At 37.8% G+C, this 18,005-nt stretch carries 12 protein-coding genes and 1 CRISPR repeat array; all 12 genes read left to right on the top strand.

Annotated features, from left to right (window positions below; all coding sequences use genetic code 11):
* The first annotated feature begins 43 nt into the window (after nucleotides 1-43).
* The 12 genes from rexB to F601_RS0107390 all read left to right on the top strand — a co-directional run bounded on the left by rexB (nucleotide 44) and on the right by F601_RS0107390 (nucleotide 17,991).
* A complete protein-coding gene (rexB, locus tag F601_RS0107445; protein ID WP_018165043.1) occupies nucleotides 44-3,298 on the top strand; it encodes an ATP-dependent nuclease subunit B in 3,255 nt (1,084 codons plus the stop codon).
* Nucleotides 3,288-3,905 (top strand): DUF1349 domain-containing protein, encoded by a 618-nt coding sequence (locus tag F601_RS0107440; RefSeq protein WP_018165042.1) that lies wholly within the window; start codon nucleotides 3,288-3,290, stop codon nucleotides 3,903-3,905. The genes rexB and F601_RS0107440 overlap by 11 nt, the downstream gene beginning before the upstream one ends.
* Entirely contained in the window at nucleotides 3,895-7,533 is a 3,639-nt protein-coding gene (addA, locus tag F601_RS0107435; protein ID WP_018165041.1) for a helicase-exonuclease AddAB subunit AddA, read from the top strand. The genes F601_RS0107440 and addA overlap by 11 nt, the downstream gene beginning before the upstream one ends.
* A 130-nt stretch (nucleotides 7,534-7,663) precedes the next feature.
* Nucleotides 7,664-11,044, top strand: a complete 3,381-nt coding sequence (gene cas9 / locus F601_RS0107430) for a type II CRISPR RNA-guided endonuclease Cas9 (RefSeq protein ID WP_018165040.1) — start codon at nucleotides 7,664-7,666, stop codon at nucleotides 11,042-11,044.
* Nucleotides 11,045-11,212: 168 nt separating this feature from the next.
* Nucleotides 11,213-12,124 (top strand): type II CRISPR-associated endonuclease Cas1, encoded by a 912-nt coding sequence (gene cas1, locus F601_RS0107425; protein WP_018165039.1) that lies wholly within the window; start codon nucleotides 11,213-11,215, stop codon nucleotides 12,122-12,124.
* 1 nt (nucleotide 12,125) lies between these two features.
* Nucleotides 12,126-12,449, top strand: a complete 324-nt coding sequence (gene cas2, locus F601_RS0107420) for a CRISPR-associated endonuclease Cas2 (protein WP_018165038.1) — start codon at nucleotides 12,126-12,128, stop codon at nucleotides 12,447-12,449.
* Nucleotides 12,446-13,495 carry a CRISPR-associated protein Csn2-St gene (csn2-St, locus tag F601_RS0107415; RefSeq protein WP_018165037.1) on the top strand — a complete coding sequence of 350 codons (1,050 nt, stop codon included), beginning with the start codon at nucleotides 12,446-12,448 and terminating at the stop codon, nucleotides 13,493-13,495. Before cas2 ends, csn2-St begins: the two co-directional genes overlap by 4 nt.
* Before the next feature lie 51 nt (nucleotides 13,496-13,546).
* Nucleotides 13,547-14,373: a CRISPR direct-repeat array (repeat unit 36 nt; unit sequence GTTTTTGTACTCTCAAGATTTAAGTAACTGTAAAAC).
* Between the two features lie 71 nt (nucleotides 14,374-14,444).
* Complete coding sequence (locus F601_RS0107410; RefSeq protein ID WP_018165036.1) at nucleotides 14,445-14,651, top strand: hypothetical protein; 207 nt, start codon at nucleotides 14,445-14,447, stop codon at nucleotides 14,649-14,651.
* Nucleotides 14,652-15,100: 449 nt separating this feature from the next.
* Nucleotides 15,101-15,343 (top strand): type II toxin-antitoxin system HicB family antitoxin, encoded by a 243-nt coding sequence (locus F601_RS0107405; RefSeq protein WP_018165035.1) that lies wholly within the window; start codon nucleotides 15,101-15,103, stop codon nucleotides 15,341-15,343.
* 75 nt (nucleotides 15,344-15,418) lie between these two features.
* A complete protein-coding gene (locus F601_RS0107400) occupies nucleotides 15,419-16,078 on the top strand; it encodes a GNAT family N-acetyltransferase (protein ID WP_018165034.1) in 660 nt (219 codons plus the stop codon).
* Between the two features lie 48 nt (nucleotides 16,079-16,126).
* Complete coding sequence (hemW, locus tag F601_RS0107395) at nucleotides 16,127-17,260, top strand: radical SAM family heme chaperone HemW (protein WP_018165033.1); 1,134 nt, start codon at nucleotides 16,127-16,129, stop codon at nucleotides 17,258-17,260.
* A 2-nt stretch (nucleotides 17,261-17,262) separates the two neighbouring features.
* On the top strand, nucleotides 17,263-17,991 hold the full coding sequence (locus tag F601_RS0107390; RefSeq protein WP_018165032.1) for an acyl-ACP thioesterase domain-containing protein: 729 nt from the start codon (nucleotides 17,263-17,265) through the stop codon (nucleotides 17,989-17,991).
* Nucleotides 17,992-18,005: the final 14 nt, after the last annotated feature.

Genomic DNA, 18,005 nt, shown 5'->3' with positions numbered 1-18,005 from the left:
CAATGATATAATAGTTTCTAAGAAACTCTTTCAAGGAGAAATAATGAAATTACTTTATAGCGATATTCAGTATAATATGACACAGATTCTGGCTAAGGAGGCGACAGAAGCAGCTGAGGATGGTAAACGGGTCTTCTATATTGCCCCAAACTCTCTGTCTTTTGAAAAAGAACGTGCGGTCCTAGAGGCATTACCTCAGCAGGCCTCTTTTGCCATTACTATTACACGTTTTGCTCAGATGGCTAGATACTTTGTGCTTAATGCTCCCAACCAAAAGGAGAGTCTTGACGACAAAGGGCTTGCCATGATTATTTATCGTGTTCTGGCTAATTTATCAGATACAGACCTCAAAGTATTTGGGCGGCTCAAGCAGGACAGCAATTTCATCAATCAATTGGTGGACTTGTACAAGGAATTGAAGGCTTCCAATATGACTGTTTTGGAATTGACAGAATTGAGTTCACCTGAGAAGCAGGAAGACTTAATCACGATTTTTACAGCACTTGAAGACATTTTAAGGGCAGGTAATTACGACAATCAGACCAAAACAGCCTTTTTTGCGGAACAGGTGGCATCCGGTCAGCTAGATAGTGAACTCTCTAATCTAGTCCTTATTGTTGATGGCTTTACCCGCTTTTCTGCAGAGGAAGAAAATCTGATTAGTCTTCTTCATGAGCATGGGACAGAGGTTGTCATTGGGACTTATGTTAGTCAGAAAGCCTATAAATCAACTTTTTCAGCTGGTAATGTTTATCAGGCAGGTCTTGATTTTTTACGTAACTTATCAGGAAAATTTCAGGTAAAACCTAACTTCGTGACTTCTGAGGAGCAAGGTCTAGAAGCCTTTGCTAAATTATCAAAACTCTTTGAGGCCAAGCATGACTTTAGCCAGACAGACCTTGTCCTAACTGAAGACGATAAGAAGCATTTTCAAATCTGGGATGCTATTAATCAAAAAGAAGAAGTGGAACACCTCGCCAAGGCCATTCGTCAGAAACTCTATGAAGGCCATCGCTACAAAGACATCTTAGTCCTTCTGGGTGATGTGGAGTCATACAAGTTACAGGTTGGGAAGATTTTCGACAAATATGAGATTCCTTATTATTTTGGTAAGGCTGAGTCTATGAGTGCCCATCCCCTTGTCCATTTTATGGATTCTCTGGAGCGGGTTAAGCGCTATAATTTCAGGGCAGAGGATGTCATTAACCTGCTCAAGTCAGGTCTCTATGGAAAGATTAGCCAAGACCAACTGGATAAGTTTGAGCAGTACCTGACCTATGCTGATATTAAGGGCCAGTCAAAGTTTTTCAAAGATTTCACCATCACAAATGGTAAGTATAACTTAAAAGCTCTCAATAGTCTTCGTACAGAACTTATGGCTCCCCTACAAGACTTGGTCAAGGCCAGAAAGCAGTTAGGATCAAGTTTGCTCAAAAAAGTGACCACATTTTTAGAAGCTATTTCCTTTTCTGAGAACATGGCAGAGCTATCAGCTGGTTTATCCGAGATTGAACAAGAAAAGCAAGAGCAGGTTTGGCGGTCTTTTACATCCATCCTGCAACAATTCCATACCATTTTTGGAGACCAAAAAATTTCTCTGGATGACTGTTTGTCTCTTTTAAGGTCAGGAATGCTGTCAGCTGACTACCGCATGGTTCCAGCAACAGTAGATGTGGTGACTGTTAAATCCTATGATTTGGTAGAACCCCATACCAACAAATTTGTTTTCGCACTTGGTTTGACTCAATCTAACTTTCCAAAAGTTGCACAAAACCGCAGTCTGATTTCAGATGAAGAGCGTGCAAAAATCAATGAAGCGACAGCAGATGGTCATCATTTTGACATTCCAACGCGAGACAATCTCAAGAAAAATCATTTTGCGGCTCTCTCCCTCTTTAACTCTGCTACTCAAGAGCTGGTTTTGAGCATGCCTCAAATTCTCAACGAGGCTGAGGACAATATCTCCAGCTACTTATCTGATCTCCATCAGTTTGGCGTACCAGTGGTAGATAAGGGACGTAACCGTCTTTCAAGACAGGCTGAGGACATCGGCAATTATAAGGCTCTTTTGTCTCGGGTAATTGATCTTAACCGCTCTGCTATTTCCCAAGAAAAGGATATGAGTCAGGAAGAGCAGACCTTTTGGTCGGTAGCGGTTCGTTATTTGCGCAAGAAGCTGGTGCAGGAAGGAATTGAGATTCCGCAAATTACCGATACCATGGCAACCAAGCAGGTGGCTTCCGAGGTTATGGCTGCGCGTTTCCCAGAAGATGAGCCTATCAACCTGTCTTCATCTGGTTTGACAACCTTTTACAATAATCAATACCTCTACTTCTTGAACTATGTTCTGGGCTTGCAGGAGCAAGAGTCTATCCATCCTGATGCTAGAAATCACGGGACATATTTGCACCGTGTCTTTGAGTTGGTTATGAAGGACCAGTCTGAGCAAGATTTTGATGACAAGATGAGTCAGGCCATTCAGAGGACCAATCAAGAAGAAACCTTCAAAGCCCTTTATGAGGAAGATGAAGAGAGTCGTTATGCACTTGAGGTTTTGGAAGACATAGCCAAGACCACAGCAACCATTTTACAACGTGAAAACCAGATTGAGGTTGAGAGCCAAGAAGAGCGCTTTGAGCTTATGCTGGACAATGCTGTACGCATCAATGGGATTATTGACCGTATTGATCGCATGGCTGACGGCAGTCTGGGAATTGTGGATTATAAATCAAGTAAGAACACTTTTGATATTCAGAAATTCTATAATGGATTGAGTCCTCAGCTTGTGACCTATATGCAGGCTGTTCGTGACAAACGGGAATTGTCTGACAGCGATAAAATTTTTGGGGCCATGTACTTGCAAATGCAGGAGCCCAAAGCTGATTTGTCACGTGTTAAAACCTTGGAAAAAATTCCTGAAACCTTACACAAGGAGTTAACCTATCGTGGTCTCTTTTTAGAAGATGAGAAAGAACATTTGGCAGGCGGTGCCTATCATTTGAATGACTCTGTCTACAGTCAAGAAGAGATGGCAATCCTGCTCGCTTATAATAAGCAACTTTACCAAGAAGCAGCGCAAGCCATTCGCCAAGGAAAATTTTTAATTAACCCCTATAGCCAGGATGGCAAGTCAGTCCAAGGGGAACAGCTTAAGGCTATTACCCGTTTTGAGGCTGACCGCCATATGCCCTATGCAAGACAACTCTATCACTTGCCACGCAAAGAAAAACGCCAAGGCTTTTTGAACCTCATGCAGGGCAAGAAAATAGATACAGAGGAGGAAGACAATGACCTTTAAGAATTGGACATGGACAAGAGCAGCAAAATCTTACACAATTGAAGAGGATAAGATTGAAGTGATTACCAATCCCTTTACCGATTTATGGCAAAGAACTTATTACCACTTCCGCAATGACAATGCCCCTGTTTTTCAGATGGAAACTAAGGAAAAATTCTTCTCTTTCGTGGTTAAAACGGACTTTACAGAGAGTCACCATCGCTTTGACCAGTGCGGGATTGTTATGTATTTGGACAGTGACAATTGGCTCAAGGCTTCTGTTGAGTATGAGAATGACAGCTTCCAACATTTAGGTAGCGTGGTTACCAATGGCGGCTACTCTGACTGGGCAACAACTGAGATTCCTAGAAGCCAAAAGACCATGTGGTACCGTCTCAGCCGCCGCGAGGATGATTTCTGCATTGAAAATTCCTATGATGGCATAAACTTTCAGCAGATGCGTATCTGCCACATGACTAAGGCAACAGATGCTGTTCGATTTGGTATCTACGCTTGTTCTCCAGAAGACTCATCCTTTAAAGCTATTTTTAGCAATTTTGCCCTCTTGGATTGCCAATGGAAAGCTCACGATGGACAAAAACCCGATGGAGAAGACAATGACCTTTAAACCCTTTTTATCACAAGAAGAGATTGCTTCCTTACAGGTGGCAGAAGCCCAATCTGATAAGAAGCAGAAGCGGACCCCCGAGCAAATTGAGGCTATCTATAGCTCAGGAACCAACATCTTAGTCTCAGCTTCAGCTGGTTCTGGTAAGACTTTTGTCATGGTTGAGCGCATTATCGACAAAATCTTGCGTGGAGTTACCATTGATCAGCTCTTCATCTCAACCTTTACGGTTAAGGCTGCGGGTGAACTCAAGGAACGTTTGGAGAAGAAAATTGCAGAACAGCTGCAGCTTGCCTCAGATCCAGTGCTCAAACAATTCTTATCTGAGCAATTAAGCGGGGTTCAAACTGCTGATATTGGAACCATGGATGCTTTTACCCAAAAGTTGGTTAACCAGTACGGCTACACCCTTGGCATTTCTCCCTCTTTCCGTATTATGACTGATAAGAGTGAACAGGATATCCTCAAAAATGAAGTTTTTGCGGATCTTTTCACTTCCTATATGCAGGGCAATAGCAGAGCTGATTTTACTAGATTAGTCAAGAATTTCGCGGGAAGTCGCAAGGACTCCCTTCCCTTTAGAGGACTGATTTACAAAATCTATGACTTCGCTCAGGCAACCGACAGCCCTCAAAAATGGCTTCAGGACAAGTTCCTCAAGGGAGCTCGAACTTTCACAGATTTCTCAGCCATTCCAGATCAAGAAATCAATGATTTTCTAGCCTGTCTTCATGACACTGCAGACAGTCTGCGAGATGTCACAGACTTGGAAGATTATAAACAAGTAACAGCCAAGGGAGCTCCAACAGCAGCATATAAGAAACACTTGGCTATCATAGAAAATCTTCATGACTGGGCGCTTCATTTTGAAAGCCATTATGGACGCCAAGGACTTGGCAAGTGTGCCAATGATGTGGCCAATTTACTTCCCTCAGGTGATTCGGTAACGGTTGCCGGCACAAAATACCCTGTGTTCAAGACCTTACAAGGCCGGCTGACAGGACTCCAACACCTAGAGACCATTTTCAAATACCAGTCTGAAAGTCTGCCTTTGCTTGAAACCCTGCAGGCCTTTGTCCTAGATTTCTCTAACCAATACTTGCAGGCCAAGATGCAGGAGAATGCTTTTGAATTCTCTGATATCGCTCACTTTGCTATTGAAATCTTAGAGAAAAATCCTGACATTGCGCAGCTTTTCCAAGAAAAGTACCACGAGGTTATGGTGGATGAGTATCAGGACAACAACCATACGCAAGAGCGGATGCTGGAATTGCTGTCAAACGGTCATAACCGCTTCATGGTGGGGGATATCAAGCAATCTATCTATCGTTTTCGTCAGGCAGATCCTCAAATTTTTAACCAAAAATTCAATGATTTTCAGCAAGATCCAGATCAAGGAAAGCTGATTTTACTCAAGGAAAATTTCCGTAGCCAGTCTGAGGTTTTGGATAGCACCAACAGTGTCTTTAAACATTTGATGGATCAGGAAGTGGGGGAAATCCTTTATGATGAAACCCATATGTTGGTAGCAGGCAGTCCGGCTCAAAAGGAAGCCCATCCTGAAAATGAGACCCAGCTCCTTCTTTATGATAATGATGCTTCAGAGGATTTCGAGGCTGAAGAGGATCAAAGTCAAATCAGTCCAGCTGAGGTTAAACTCGTGGCCAAGGAAATCATTCGCCTCCACAATGAGGAGAAGGTCAAGTTCGAGGACATCACCCTCTTGGTTTCTTCAAGAACCCGCAATGATGGCATCTTACAGACCTTTGATCAATATGGTATTCCGCTGGTTACTGATGGGGGTGAGCAGAATTACCTCAAGTCCGTTGAAGTGATGGTCATGCTGGATACCCTGCGCGCCATCGACAACCCTCTTAACGATTATGCCTTAGTTGCTCTCCTGCGTTCTCCAATGTTTAACTTTGATGAGGATGACCTGGCTCGCCTAGCCTTGCAAAATAAACCTAAGGCTCACAAGCAAAATCTCTATGAGAAGCTCCAAAATGCGCGTGCTAAGACTGGCGAAAATGCTGAGCTACTGACTGCAGACTTAGCCGTCAAGCTAGAGTCTTTCTTTGAAATTTTCCTTTCTTGGCGCTCTTTTGCAAAAATGCATGCGCTCTATGATCTGATTTGGAAAATTTACAATGATAGGTTTTACTATGATTATGTCGGAGCCCTTCCAAGAGCAGAGCAGAGACAGGCTAATCTTTATGCCCTAGCCCTACGTGCCAACAGCTATGAAAAATCAGGCTTCAAAGGCCTGTCACGTTTTATCGGAATGATTGACAAGATTTTGGAAAGTCAAAATGATTTAGCAGATGTCGAGGTTGCCCTTCCCAAAAATGCGGTCAGCCTCATGACCATCCACAAATCCAAAGGCTTGGAGTTTAAGTATGTCTTCATTCTTAATATTGACAAGAAATTCAGTATTCAGGACATGACCTCACCCTTAATCTTGTCACGGGAGAATGGTGTTGGTATTAAATATCTTGCAGATATGAAGTCTGATTTGGATGAAAAGCTCCTGCCTTCGGTCAAGGTATCCATGGACACCTTACCTTATCAACTCAACAAACGTGAGCTCCGCCTTGCAACGCTCTCAGAACAAATGCGTCTCCTCTACGTTGCCATGACAAGGGCTGAGAAAAAGCTTTATCTAGTCGGAAAGGCCAACGCATCAAAATTGAGTGATAAATACAGCGGGAAATCCGTCAATAATCACCTTCCTGTGGCTGAGCGAGAAAGCTTCTTAACTTTCCAAGATTGGCTTTTGGCTATTCAGGAGGCCTATGGCAAAGAGAATCTTCATTTCAAAACTACATTTGTTTCTGATGAGGATTTGACAGAAGATAAGATTGGCCAGATTATTCAGCAACCAGGTTATGATGCTGATAATCTCAAAGATAATCGTCAGTCAGAGGACATTGCGCAAGCCTTGGACATGTTAGAAGCAGTAGATGCTATTAACACACGTTTCAAAGCAGCTAGCCAATTGCCAACAGTACGCACACCAAGTCAGATTAAGAAATTCTATGAACCAATCATGGATGCTGACGGTGTCGAGGTTATGGATAAGACCTACCAAACCAAGCCTCAGTTCAAACTGCCTGATTTCTCTAAAAAACCAGCAGTAGAAGCTACGGCCATAGGCTCTGCCGTTCACGAACTCATGCAACGCCTCAAGCTATCTGAAAAAGTAAGCCTAGTGGATATCACAAGTGCAATGGATCAATTAGCAGTAGCAGATGAAGTTAAATCAGCAATCCAGACCGAGAAAATTCTGGACTTCTTTGAAAACAGCCCACTGGGACAACTTATCCAGAGCAACGTTGACAAGGTTCACCGCGAAGCCCCATTTGCCATGCTTATGGAAGATCCTGAAAGTAAGGAAGATTTCGTAGTCCGCGGAATTATTGATGGTTACCTCCTATTTGAGGATCGCATCGTCCTCTTTGACTACAAAACCGACAAGTACACTAACCCAGAAGACATCAAACAACGCTACACAGGACAAATGGCCCTCTATGCCCAAGCCCTCAGCAAGTCTTATGGAATCCCAAGTGACAAAGTCGAAAAGCACCTAATCCTACTAGGCGGAGAAAACTTACAAGTACTTTCACTGTAAAACCTGAAAATGAAAACAAGCGCCCTGAAAGCGCTTGTTTTCTTGTGCATAAAGGAGTAGAATAGAGAAGCAAATGTTTGAATATTGAAATTATTTGGACGAGAAAAAAATTAATTAAAGGAGTTTTAGAATGACGAATGGCTTGGTTTTAGGACTTGATATAGGTATTGCATCCGTCGGAGTCGGAATTATTGAGGCAGAAACAGGTAAAGTGATTCATGCAAGTTCACGAATATTTCCAGCTGCAAATGCCGATAATAATGCTGAACGTCGTGGTTTTCGGGGCGGAAGACGACTGACACGTAGGAAAAAGCATCGTGTCAAACGGGTTCGAGATTTATTTGATGATTATAATATCGCAACAGATTTTAGCAATCTTAATTTGAATCCTTATGAGTTAAGAGTAAAAGGGTTAACAGAAGAATTAACAAATGAAGAACTTTTTGCTGCTTTAAGAAATATTTCAAAACGACGTGGAATTTCTTATCTTGATGATGCAGAAGATGATGCCAATAGTGGTAAAACAGATTACGCAAAGTCAGTTTTAGCAAATAAGGAACTCTTAAAAACCCAAACTCCAGGGCAAATTCAGTTAGATCGTTTAAATAAATATGGTCAACTACGTGGGGATTTTGATGTTGTAGATGAAAATGGAGAGATTCATCGCGTAATTAATGTTTTCTCAACATCAGATTACAGAAAAGAAGCAGAGAAAATTCTTCAAACACAATCACAGTTCAACAATGCCATCAATCAAGAATTTATAAACGATTATATAGATATTCTGGTTTCAAAGAGAAAGTATTATCATGGACCAGGTAATGAAAAATCGCGAACAGATTATGGTCGTTATCGTACAGATGGCAGGACATTAGAAAATATTTTTGATATCTTGGTAGGAAAATGTACTTTTTATCCAGAAGAATATCGGGCTGCAAAAGCATCGTATACTGCCCAAGAGTTCAATTTCTTAAATGATTTAAATAACTTAACATTGCCAACTGAAACCAAAAAGTTAAGTATCGAAGAAAAATTATACTTAGTAGACTATGCTAAAAACACTCCGGTTCTTGGACCTGATAAGTTGTTGAAAGAGATTGCCAAGTTAGTGGACTGTAAAAAAGAAGACATAAAAGGTTTTCGTATTGATAATAAAGAAAAACCTGATATGCATACTTTTGAAGTTTATAGAACGATGTCTAAGTTAGATAAAGTTGATATTCAAACACTTTCTCGCGAGACTTTTGATGAGCTAGCTCGTATTTTGACCTTAAACACTGAACGAGAAGGAATTGAAGAAGCGATTTTAAAAGACTTACCTAACCAATTTACAAATGAACAAATTGAAGAACTCATTAAGTTCAGAAAGGATAAAAGTCAAATCTTTGGTAAAGGGTGGCATAATTTTTCAGTCAAGTTAATGTTGGAATTAATTCCTGAATTGTATGATACCAGTGAAGAACAGATGACTATTCTAACACGGCTTGGAAAAACATCTGCTAATAAGAAGGAAGTTAAAAGAACAAAATATATCAACGAAAATGATGTTACGGAAGAAATATATAACCCAGTTGTTGTCAAATCAGTTCGTCAAGCCATTAAAATCATAAATGCCTCTGTAAAAGAGTGGGGTGAGTTTGATAATATTGTTATTGAAATGCCTCGTGAAACTAATGCAGATGATGAACGCAAATTTATCAAAAAAATGCAGGATGCTAATGCCAAAGAGAAAAAAGATTCTGAGGAAAGAGCAGCTACCTTGTATAATGGTAAGACAGAATTACCGAGCAATATTTTCCATGGTCACAATCAACTTGCAACTAAAATTAGACTTTGGTATCAGCAAGGTGAGCGTTGCATTTATACAGGGCAAAAGATTGATATTAATGACTTAATTCATAACCATAACATGTATGAAATTGATCATGTTTTACCACTCTCATTGTCATTTGATGATAGCTTAGCAAATAAAGTCTTAGTTCTTGCGACAGCCAATCAAGAAAAGGGTCAGAAAACACCGTTTCAATCTATTCCTCAAATGAAATCCGCATGGTCTTATCGCGAATTCAAATCCTATGTATTAGGATGCAAAGGTTTAAGCAAGAAGAAGCGAGAATATCTTCTAACTGAGGAAGATATCAATAAAATTGAAGTAAAACAAAAATTTATTGAACGTAATCTGGTTGATACCAGATATGCATCACGTGTTGTTCTAAACACACTTCAAGATTCATTGAAAGCTATGAACAAGAAAACAAGGGTTTCAGTTGTTCGCGGTCAATTCACCTCTCAACTTCGTAGACAATGGAAAATTGATAAGTCTCGTGAAACATACCATCATCATGCCATTGATGCGCTTATTATTGCTGCTTCAAGTCAACTAAGATTGTGGAAAAAACAAGGCGATACCATGTTTGAAGACTACAAGAATGGTCAGAAGGTTGATTTAGAGACTGGAGAGCTTCTTTCAGATAATGAGTATAAAGAACTTGTCTTCCAATCACCTTATCAGGGATTTGTCAACACAATTTCTTCAAAGGCATTTGAGGATGAAATCCTATTCTCATATCAAGTAGATTCTAAAGTAAATCGTAAGATATCAGATGCTACTATCTATGCAACGAGACAAGCCAAGCTTACTAAAGATAAGAAGGAAGAAACTTATGTATTAGGAAAGATAAAGGATATTTATAGTCAAGCAGGTTATGATGCTTTTCGTAAAAGATATGAGAAAGATAAGTCAGCATTTCTTATGTACCAAAAAGACCCTATGACTTGGGAAAAAGTTATTGAAGTTATTCTAAATGACTATTGTGAGTTTGACGATAAGGGTAAAGAAACTGGTAATCCTTTTGAGAAATATCGTAATGAAAATGGTTATATCCGAAAATATAGCCGAAAAGGTAAAGGGACAGAAATTAAGTCACTGAAATACTATGATAGTAAATTGGGGAATCATATTGACATTACACCGGAAAACAGTAAAAATTCGGTGGTACTTCAATCAATAAACCCTTGGAGGGCTGATTTGTACTTTAATCCTAAAACTCTCAAATATGAATTAATGGGTCTGAAATACTCTGATTTATCTTTCGAAAAAGGTACAGGGAATTATTCTATTTCTCAGGATAAATACGATGAAATTAAATCACGCGAAGGTATCTCACCTAAATCTGAATTTAAGTTCACGCTATATAAAAATGATTTGATACTGATTAAGGATACTATAAATAATAAAACTCTAACAGCAAGATTCAACTCAAAAAATGATACTAGTAAACATTACGTTGAATTGAAACCTGATTCTAAAGCCAAATATGATTCAGAGGAAGTATTGATTCCAGTTTTTGGTAAAGTTGCCAAAAGTGGTCGATTCATTAAAGGAATAAATAAAACAGGTATCTCAATTTATAAAATCAAAACTGATATACTTGGACGCAAGCATTTTATAAAAGAAGAAGGAGACCAACCCAAATTAGAATTTATGAAATCTAGCAAAAATAACAAATAGAGGGGTTGCAATTTTTTTGTAAACGCTATATAATAGTTAGTGCAAGGGACGCCTTGCACAGTTACTTAAATCTTGCTGAGCCTACAAAGATAAGGCTTCATGCCGAAATCAAGCACCCCCGTTTTTAACGAGGGGTGCTTTTCGTTATGTAAAAGGAGTACTGTTAATATGACTTGGAGAATTGTACATGTAAAACAAAGTGAAAAAATGCGCCTAAAACTCGACAACCTTGTCATTAAAAAACTAGGAGAGGAATATACAATACCACTTAGTGATATTTCTATGATTGTTGCTGAAGGTGGAGATACAGTTGTAACGTTAAGATTGCTAAGTGCGCTCAGTAAGTATAATATTGCCCTTATTGTCTGCGACAACTCCCACTTGCCAACAGGCGTATATCATTCTCAAAATGGGCATTTTAGAGCCTATAAGAAATTGCAAAATCAATTAACATGGTCTCAAGAACAAAAGGACAAGCTTTGGCAAATTGTAACATACTTCAAAATTAATAATCAACAAGATGTGCTTGCTATGTTTGAAAAAGACTTAGAGGCAATTCAATTACTTTCAGACTACAAAGATAATATTGAACTGGGTGATAAAACCAACCGAGAGGGTCATGCAGCTAAAGTATACTTCAATGAATTATTTGGTAAAAAATTTACCCGTGTCACCCAACAAGAAGCAGATGTCATAAACGCTGGTCTTAATTATGGTTATGCTATAATGCGGGCTCAATTAGCTAGAATTGTATCTGGTTATGGTCTGAATCCTTTGTTAGGTATTTTCCATAAAAATGAATACAACCAGTTCAACTTGGTTGATGATTTGATGGAACCTTTTAGACAAATTGTAGATATTTGGGTTTATGAGCATTTAAGAGATCAAGAATATCTTAAATATGAATATCGCTTACATTTGACAAATTTGCTTAATGCTAAGATTAAGTATGGTAAAGAAACTTGTACAGTATCTGGGGCAATGGATAAATACGTTAAAGGATTTATAAAATGCATAGACGATCAAGATACCAGTAAATTCTTTTGTCCAATTGTTTCTAGTCTAGAAATGGAGTTATAAAATGAGGTATGAAGCTATGAGATTGTTGTGCTTTTTTGATTTACCAATGGAGACAGCCCAGGAAAAAAGAACTTATAGAAATTTTAGAAAAGAACTCATCGCAAATGGCTTTGAAATGCTACAATTCTCAGTCTATTATAGAACTTGTCCAAATAGAAGTTTTGCAAATAAATTTTATAAAAGACTTCAACAAAGTGATTTACCAGCAGGGAATGTACGATTACTTGCTGTAACTGAAAAGCAGTTTTCCGAAATGGTTTTAATTGTTGGTGGTAAAACGAAACAAGAAGAGACTATAAGTGATAATAAGTTGGTGGTAATATGAAACTACATTTTTCACATCCCTATAAAGATAATCTAGATATTAATTTTGGACAATTTACTCAGATTGTAGGTCAAAATCAGCAAATCAAGTATTATTTATGGCAATTACTAATGTGGTATTTTGACGGAAAGAAGTACACGGAAGAAGATTTATCTCTTTTTAATCAGGCAGAGCCACAAATTGAATCAGACGGTGCTCCCCTAAAGAGAAATAGTTACAAAATAATTTCTATTTCTACTGTTCAAGACATAATTGAACAAATGACTTACAAAAAAGGAACTATTAGTTTTGATTTTATGAAACAGAGACTTAATACAGTTGATGTAATGTTTGACATTGATGAAATCAACGATCAACTTATGAATATTGCTAATAAAATTAATAGAACACTTAATCTTTCTATTGATGAAGTAACATACCAAACTGAAAATATTGACTTTAATGCTGAACAGCTATTATTAAAAAGCTTTAAACCTTATTTTCAATTTAAAAATCAGAATATTTCATTTGAGTTCGTTGAAAATGAAAGTAAACTATTGTTTTTTCTTGAAATGCTTGAAGAAAAATTGAAATCAAATTCTGAAAAATATCTTTTAGTATTGAAAAATTTAGATGATTTTTTGAACTATTCATCATTTGTGACAGTTTGCCAAAAATTAGAACAGCTATGTCTTAGTTATCCAAGTTTCTATGTCATTATTTTTCCATCAAGTGAAGGTTATCTATACGCTCGAAGAGAAAATATAGAATTCATAAATATTGTCTCTGATTACATCAATCATTACTATGATTTTGATTTTTTATTTGGTCGTTTTGTAGAACAATATCCAACAAACCAGATTCCCTCAGAAGATGATTTTATACTTTCAATTCAAAAAATTAGTGGCTATTTGTTTAGTAAAGAAATAGAATATATGAGTCTTTCAACAAAAGATTTAGTAACTATAAAAATTTTGAACAATCTTTATCAGTATGATAAAAAACTAAATTATCCATTATCACAGCCAAATCCTTTAGAAATTAAGTTTTTACAAGAAAAGTCATAATTTTGTGATATAATCGAAGTAGAGTATAAAAACCAAAAATGACGATTTGAGGTTTTTGTACTCTCAAGATTTAAGTAACTGTAAAACTAGGATTCACTTCTATCAATCCCATGGATAGTTTTTGTACTCTCAAGATTTAAGTAACTGTAAAACTTAGATACTTAGCCTCAAGCTCAAACTCAGTTTTTGTACTCTCAAGATTTAAGTAACTGTAAAACTATTATCGCAGGACGATTGACCGAGGCACGGTTTTTGTACTCTCAAGATTTAAGTAACTGTAAAACTTGAGTTTGCTATCGCTCTTCATAGCAAGTGTTTTTGTACTCTCAAGATTTAAGTAACTGTAAAACATCACCTCCTTTATGGTGTAAAATAGGGTAGTTTTTGTACTCTCAAGATTTAAGTAACTGTAAAACTACCCATGATTAAACATTAAAGTTACCGTTGTTTTTGTACTCTCAAGATTTAAGTAACTGTAAAACTGATGTTACTGACTACAATCTCGCAGAAATGTTTTTGTACTCTCAAGATTTAAGTAACTGTAAAACAAGACACCGCTTTGGACAAGGTCAGAGCCAGTTTTTGTACTCTCAAGATTTAAGTAACTGTAAAACTGTTCAGGTGTTAACGTTTCCAGAACTTCTGTTTTTGTACTCTCAAGATTTAAGTAACTGTAAAACAGGGATACCGCGAAGACCCTAAAAAACACTGTTTTTGTACTCTCAAGATTTAAGTAACTGTAAAACAAATACTCAGTTGTAATACCTAATACTTTTGTTTTTGTACTCTCAAGATTTAAGTAACTGTAAAACATACAATTGATAATAATTTAGCAAATAGTTGTTTTTGTACTCTCAAGATTTAAGTAATTTTAAATCATTATAAATAAGAACATCAATCATATAAGGTAGATTTCAAATTGTCTTAACTAGACTAGGGAGAAAAAATAATGAAAATTGAGTTTTTTAAGAAAACAAAAGTAAAAACTAAGAAGAAATTCATTGTATTTGGTAGTAAATTTATCGGCGAGTTTACAGAAAAACACAGTAAATACGACATGGATGAAGAAGAAGATGTGTATGAATTTCATTCTGATGAATATGGAGGATTACTTTTTAAATTATCTGAGATAAAATCAATTGAGCTACTACGATAACAAAAGATAGTAATTATTTGACGTGTTTTCGAGTAGCAGGGACGATGTCTGTAGTTTTCCCCTGTAAAATCCATATGCTGTTCTAGTATGATAAATGTATCAGATATTTAATGGTAGACTCTGAGACAGAACAGTGTAATATAACTCTGAAAGAGACTGAAAAGATGTAAATAGCAGATAGTAGCTGAAAAAATGTTTGATTTTCGTACCTAAAATGACATTAATGAAACTTAAGTATATTCCGCTTTTTGTTAGTCTTTAACTTTTTGTTAATCATATTAGACGTAATTTGGTAATGGATTCATCGTCGTTTAGTATTAACGACATACAGGTGTAATAAACAGTATGGCATTTATTTTCTGTTAATATAGCCCCACCTTTTTGAAAAATATATGTTAAAATTACTTTATATTTAAAAACTTCCAAATTGATTTTCCAAGGAGGCTCCTATGTTAATTTCATATCCAGCGATTTTTCATGAAGACAGTCAATTAGGTTATTGGGTGGAATTTCCTGATTTTGGTGGTGGCACGGAAGGTGACAGCCTGGCAGAAGCGATGGGAAATGCTAGAGAAATGCTTGAAGGGATTGTAGAAGTTTATGGTGAAAATAATATTCCCCTTCCGAAAGCAAGTAATCTATCGGAAGTAGTTGTTGATGGCTTTATGAAACGTATTGAAGTTGATTTTTAAAATCTTTGCAAAGTAAATATTGCTCATTAGTCTACTATATTAAGTGTTAGAAACACTTTCCCCCTCGGAGGTTCTATGTCTCAAACTAAGGATCGCATTCTGTTGCTTAGGGATGCTTTGACTGATGAAACGCGGGCTATTTATTTGTCTATGTTGCCTGAGTATCAGCAGTCTTATGCGGATTATGTCTATAGTGCGGATAAGGAGATTACAATTAACAAGCGTATCAAAAATCTGGAGAAGTCTTTTGGTAAGCTTCTGACAGAGGTCTATTATTATCTGACTCCAATGACTCAGACGACTGCGGAAGAAATTGCAAATACTTGGAAGTACCAGCCTCCCTATGATTTTTACGATATGACGGCTGATCCTGAGGATTATGCAGAGCTCATATCCAGCCAGGCGCGTGGACATCACTATTTCCAAGTCATTCGCAATGGTGCTCTGGTTGGTTTTGCTTCTTTTTTTGAAAATGGGGCAGAGCTGACAGTCGGTTTGGGGATGAAGCCAGACTATGTCGGACAGGGATGGGGACGTCCATTCTTTCAGGCCATTGAAGATTTCGCAAGGGAAAAGTACAGCTTTCAAAAGCTGGTGCTGGAGGTTGCTGCCTTTAACCAACGCGCTCAAAAACTCTATCATAATATGGGATTTGAAGCGCAAGCCCATTTCCAGCAAAAAACAAATGGCGGCATTTATGACTTTGTCAGAATGGAAAAATCATTTCAGAAATAGCACGTTATTTTCCGTGAATTTTCAGGGTCAAAATGTTAAAATAGTAGCATGTTAAAAAAACCAACATCTGCTTATGTGCATATTCCATTTTGCACACAAATCTGCTATTATTGTGACTTTTCAAAAGTTTTTATCAAGAATCAGCCTGTAGATGCGTATTTACAGGCTCTTATTGCTGAGTTTGAAGCTTGTCAAATTGATCAATTGCGTACCCTCTATATTGGAGGAGGAACGCCGACTTCTATTACGGCTGAACAACTGGATTATCTGCTCAGCCATTTAACCAAGAACCTTGATTTGTCAAAACTTGAGGAATTTACTATTGAAGCTAATCCTGGAGATTTAACCCCTGATAAAATTGCTGTGCTGGAAAAATCAGCGGTCAATCGCCTATCTTTGGGGGTACAGACTTTCAATGATAAGCACCTTAAACGCATTGGTCGCAGCCACAATGAAGAACAGATTTATTCAACCATTGATAGTCTGAAAAAAGCTGGTTTCGATAATATTTCAATTGACTTGATTTATGCTCTTCCAGGTCAGACCATGGAAGATGTTAAGGAAAACGTGGTCAAGGCCCTAGCCTTAGATATTCCTCACCTTAGTCTTTATAGTTTGATTCTTGAGCACCACACGGTCTTTATGAATAAGATGCGTCGAGGCAAGCTCAATTTGCCAACTGAGGATTTGGAAGCAGAGATGTTTGACTACATTATTGCTGAACTGGAAAAGAATGGTTTTGAGCATTATGAAATTTCCAATTTCACCAAACCAGGTTTTGAAAGTCGCCATAACCTCATGTATTGGAATAATGACGAGTATTATGGTCTGGGAGCTGGAGCTTCCGGTTATGTCAATGGCGTACGCTATCGTAATCGAGGACCAATTCAGCATTATCTTAAAGCCATCGCAGAGGACGGACATGCTAGATTGTCTGAGGAAGTGCTGACTATGGAAGAAATGATGGAAGAAGAGTTATTCCTAGGTTTGAGGAAGAAATCTGGCGTATCCATCAAGCGTTTTGAAGACAGGTTCAATTTATCTTTTAATGAACGTTATGGTCAGATTGTTGAAGATTTATGTCAGCAGGGCTTGTTACAGGTAGATGGAGATAGGATTCGTATGACCAAGAAGGGCCTCTTCTTGGGTGACACCGTTGCAGAGAAATTTATATTGGAGTAAATATGGGTAAAAAATTCGCAGTAAAGTATCAAGTTCCTTTTTATGAAACAGACGTCAATCAAAACATAAAGCTTCCGCATTTGTTATCCTATGCCCTGCATGTCTCAGGTCTTCAATCTTTAAGTTTAGGTGTCAGTGATGAAGAGATTTTCAAAACTTACAACCTGGTTTGGATTATTACGGATTATGATATCGAGATTGACCGTCTTCCCAAGTATGGAGAGACTATCACGGTTGAAACGGAAGCAACAGCCTATAACAAACTCTTTTGTTATCGTGATTTTAATATCTACGCGGAAAATGGCGATAAAATTATGGCAATTCATTCGACTTTTGTCCTTATGGACTATGAAACCCGCAAGGTTCACCCAGTCGTTGATGATTTGGTTGCTGCATATGGCGTTGAGAAAATCAAGAAAATTTTACGAGGTCCAAAATATGATGACTTAGAAAATCCAGAAGAAACAAACTACCATGTTCGCTATTTTGATTTGGATATGAATGGTCATGTCAATAATAGCAAGTACTTGGAGTGGATGTATGACGTTCTGGATGTCGACTTCCTGCGCCAGCACATTCCCCAAAGAATCAATCTCAAATATGTTAAAGAGATTCACTATGGTCACGACATTCAATCGCGCATAGAACAAGATGGACTTGTTAGCAAGCATGAGATTTCTGGCGACGGTGTCCATGCCCAAGCTCGAATCGAATGGAAAGAAAAAGAATAGTTACCCATAAAATA

This window comes from Streptococcus henryi DSM 19005, from assembly GCF_000376985.1.
GTDB classification, from domain to species: Bacteria; Bacillota; Bacilli; order Lactobacillales; family Streptococcaceae; genus Streptococcus; species Streptococcus henryi.
Note: the sequence above shows the minus strand (reverse complement) of the source record. Positions and strands in the feature narration are given on the sequence as shown.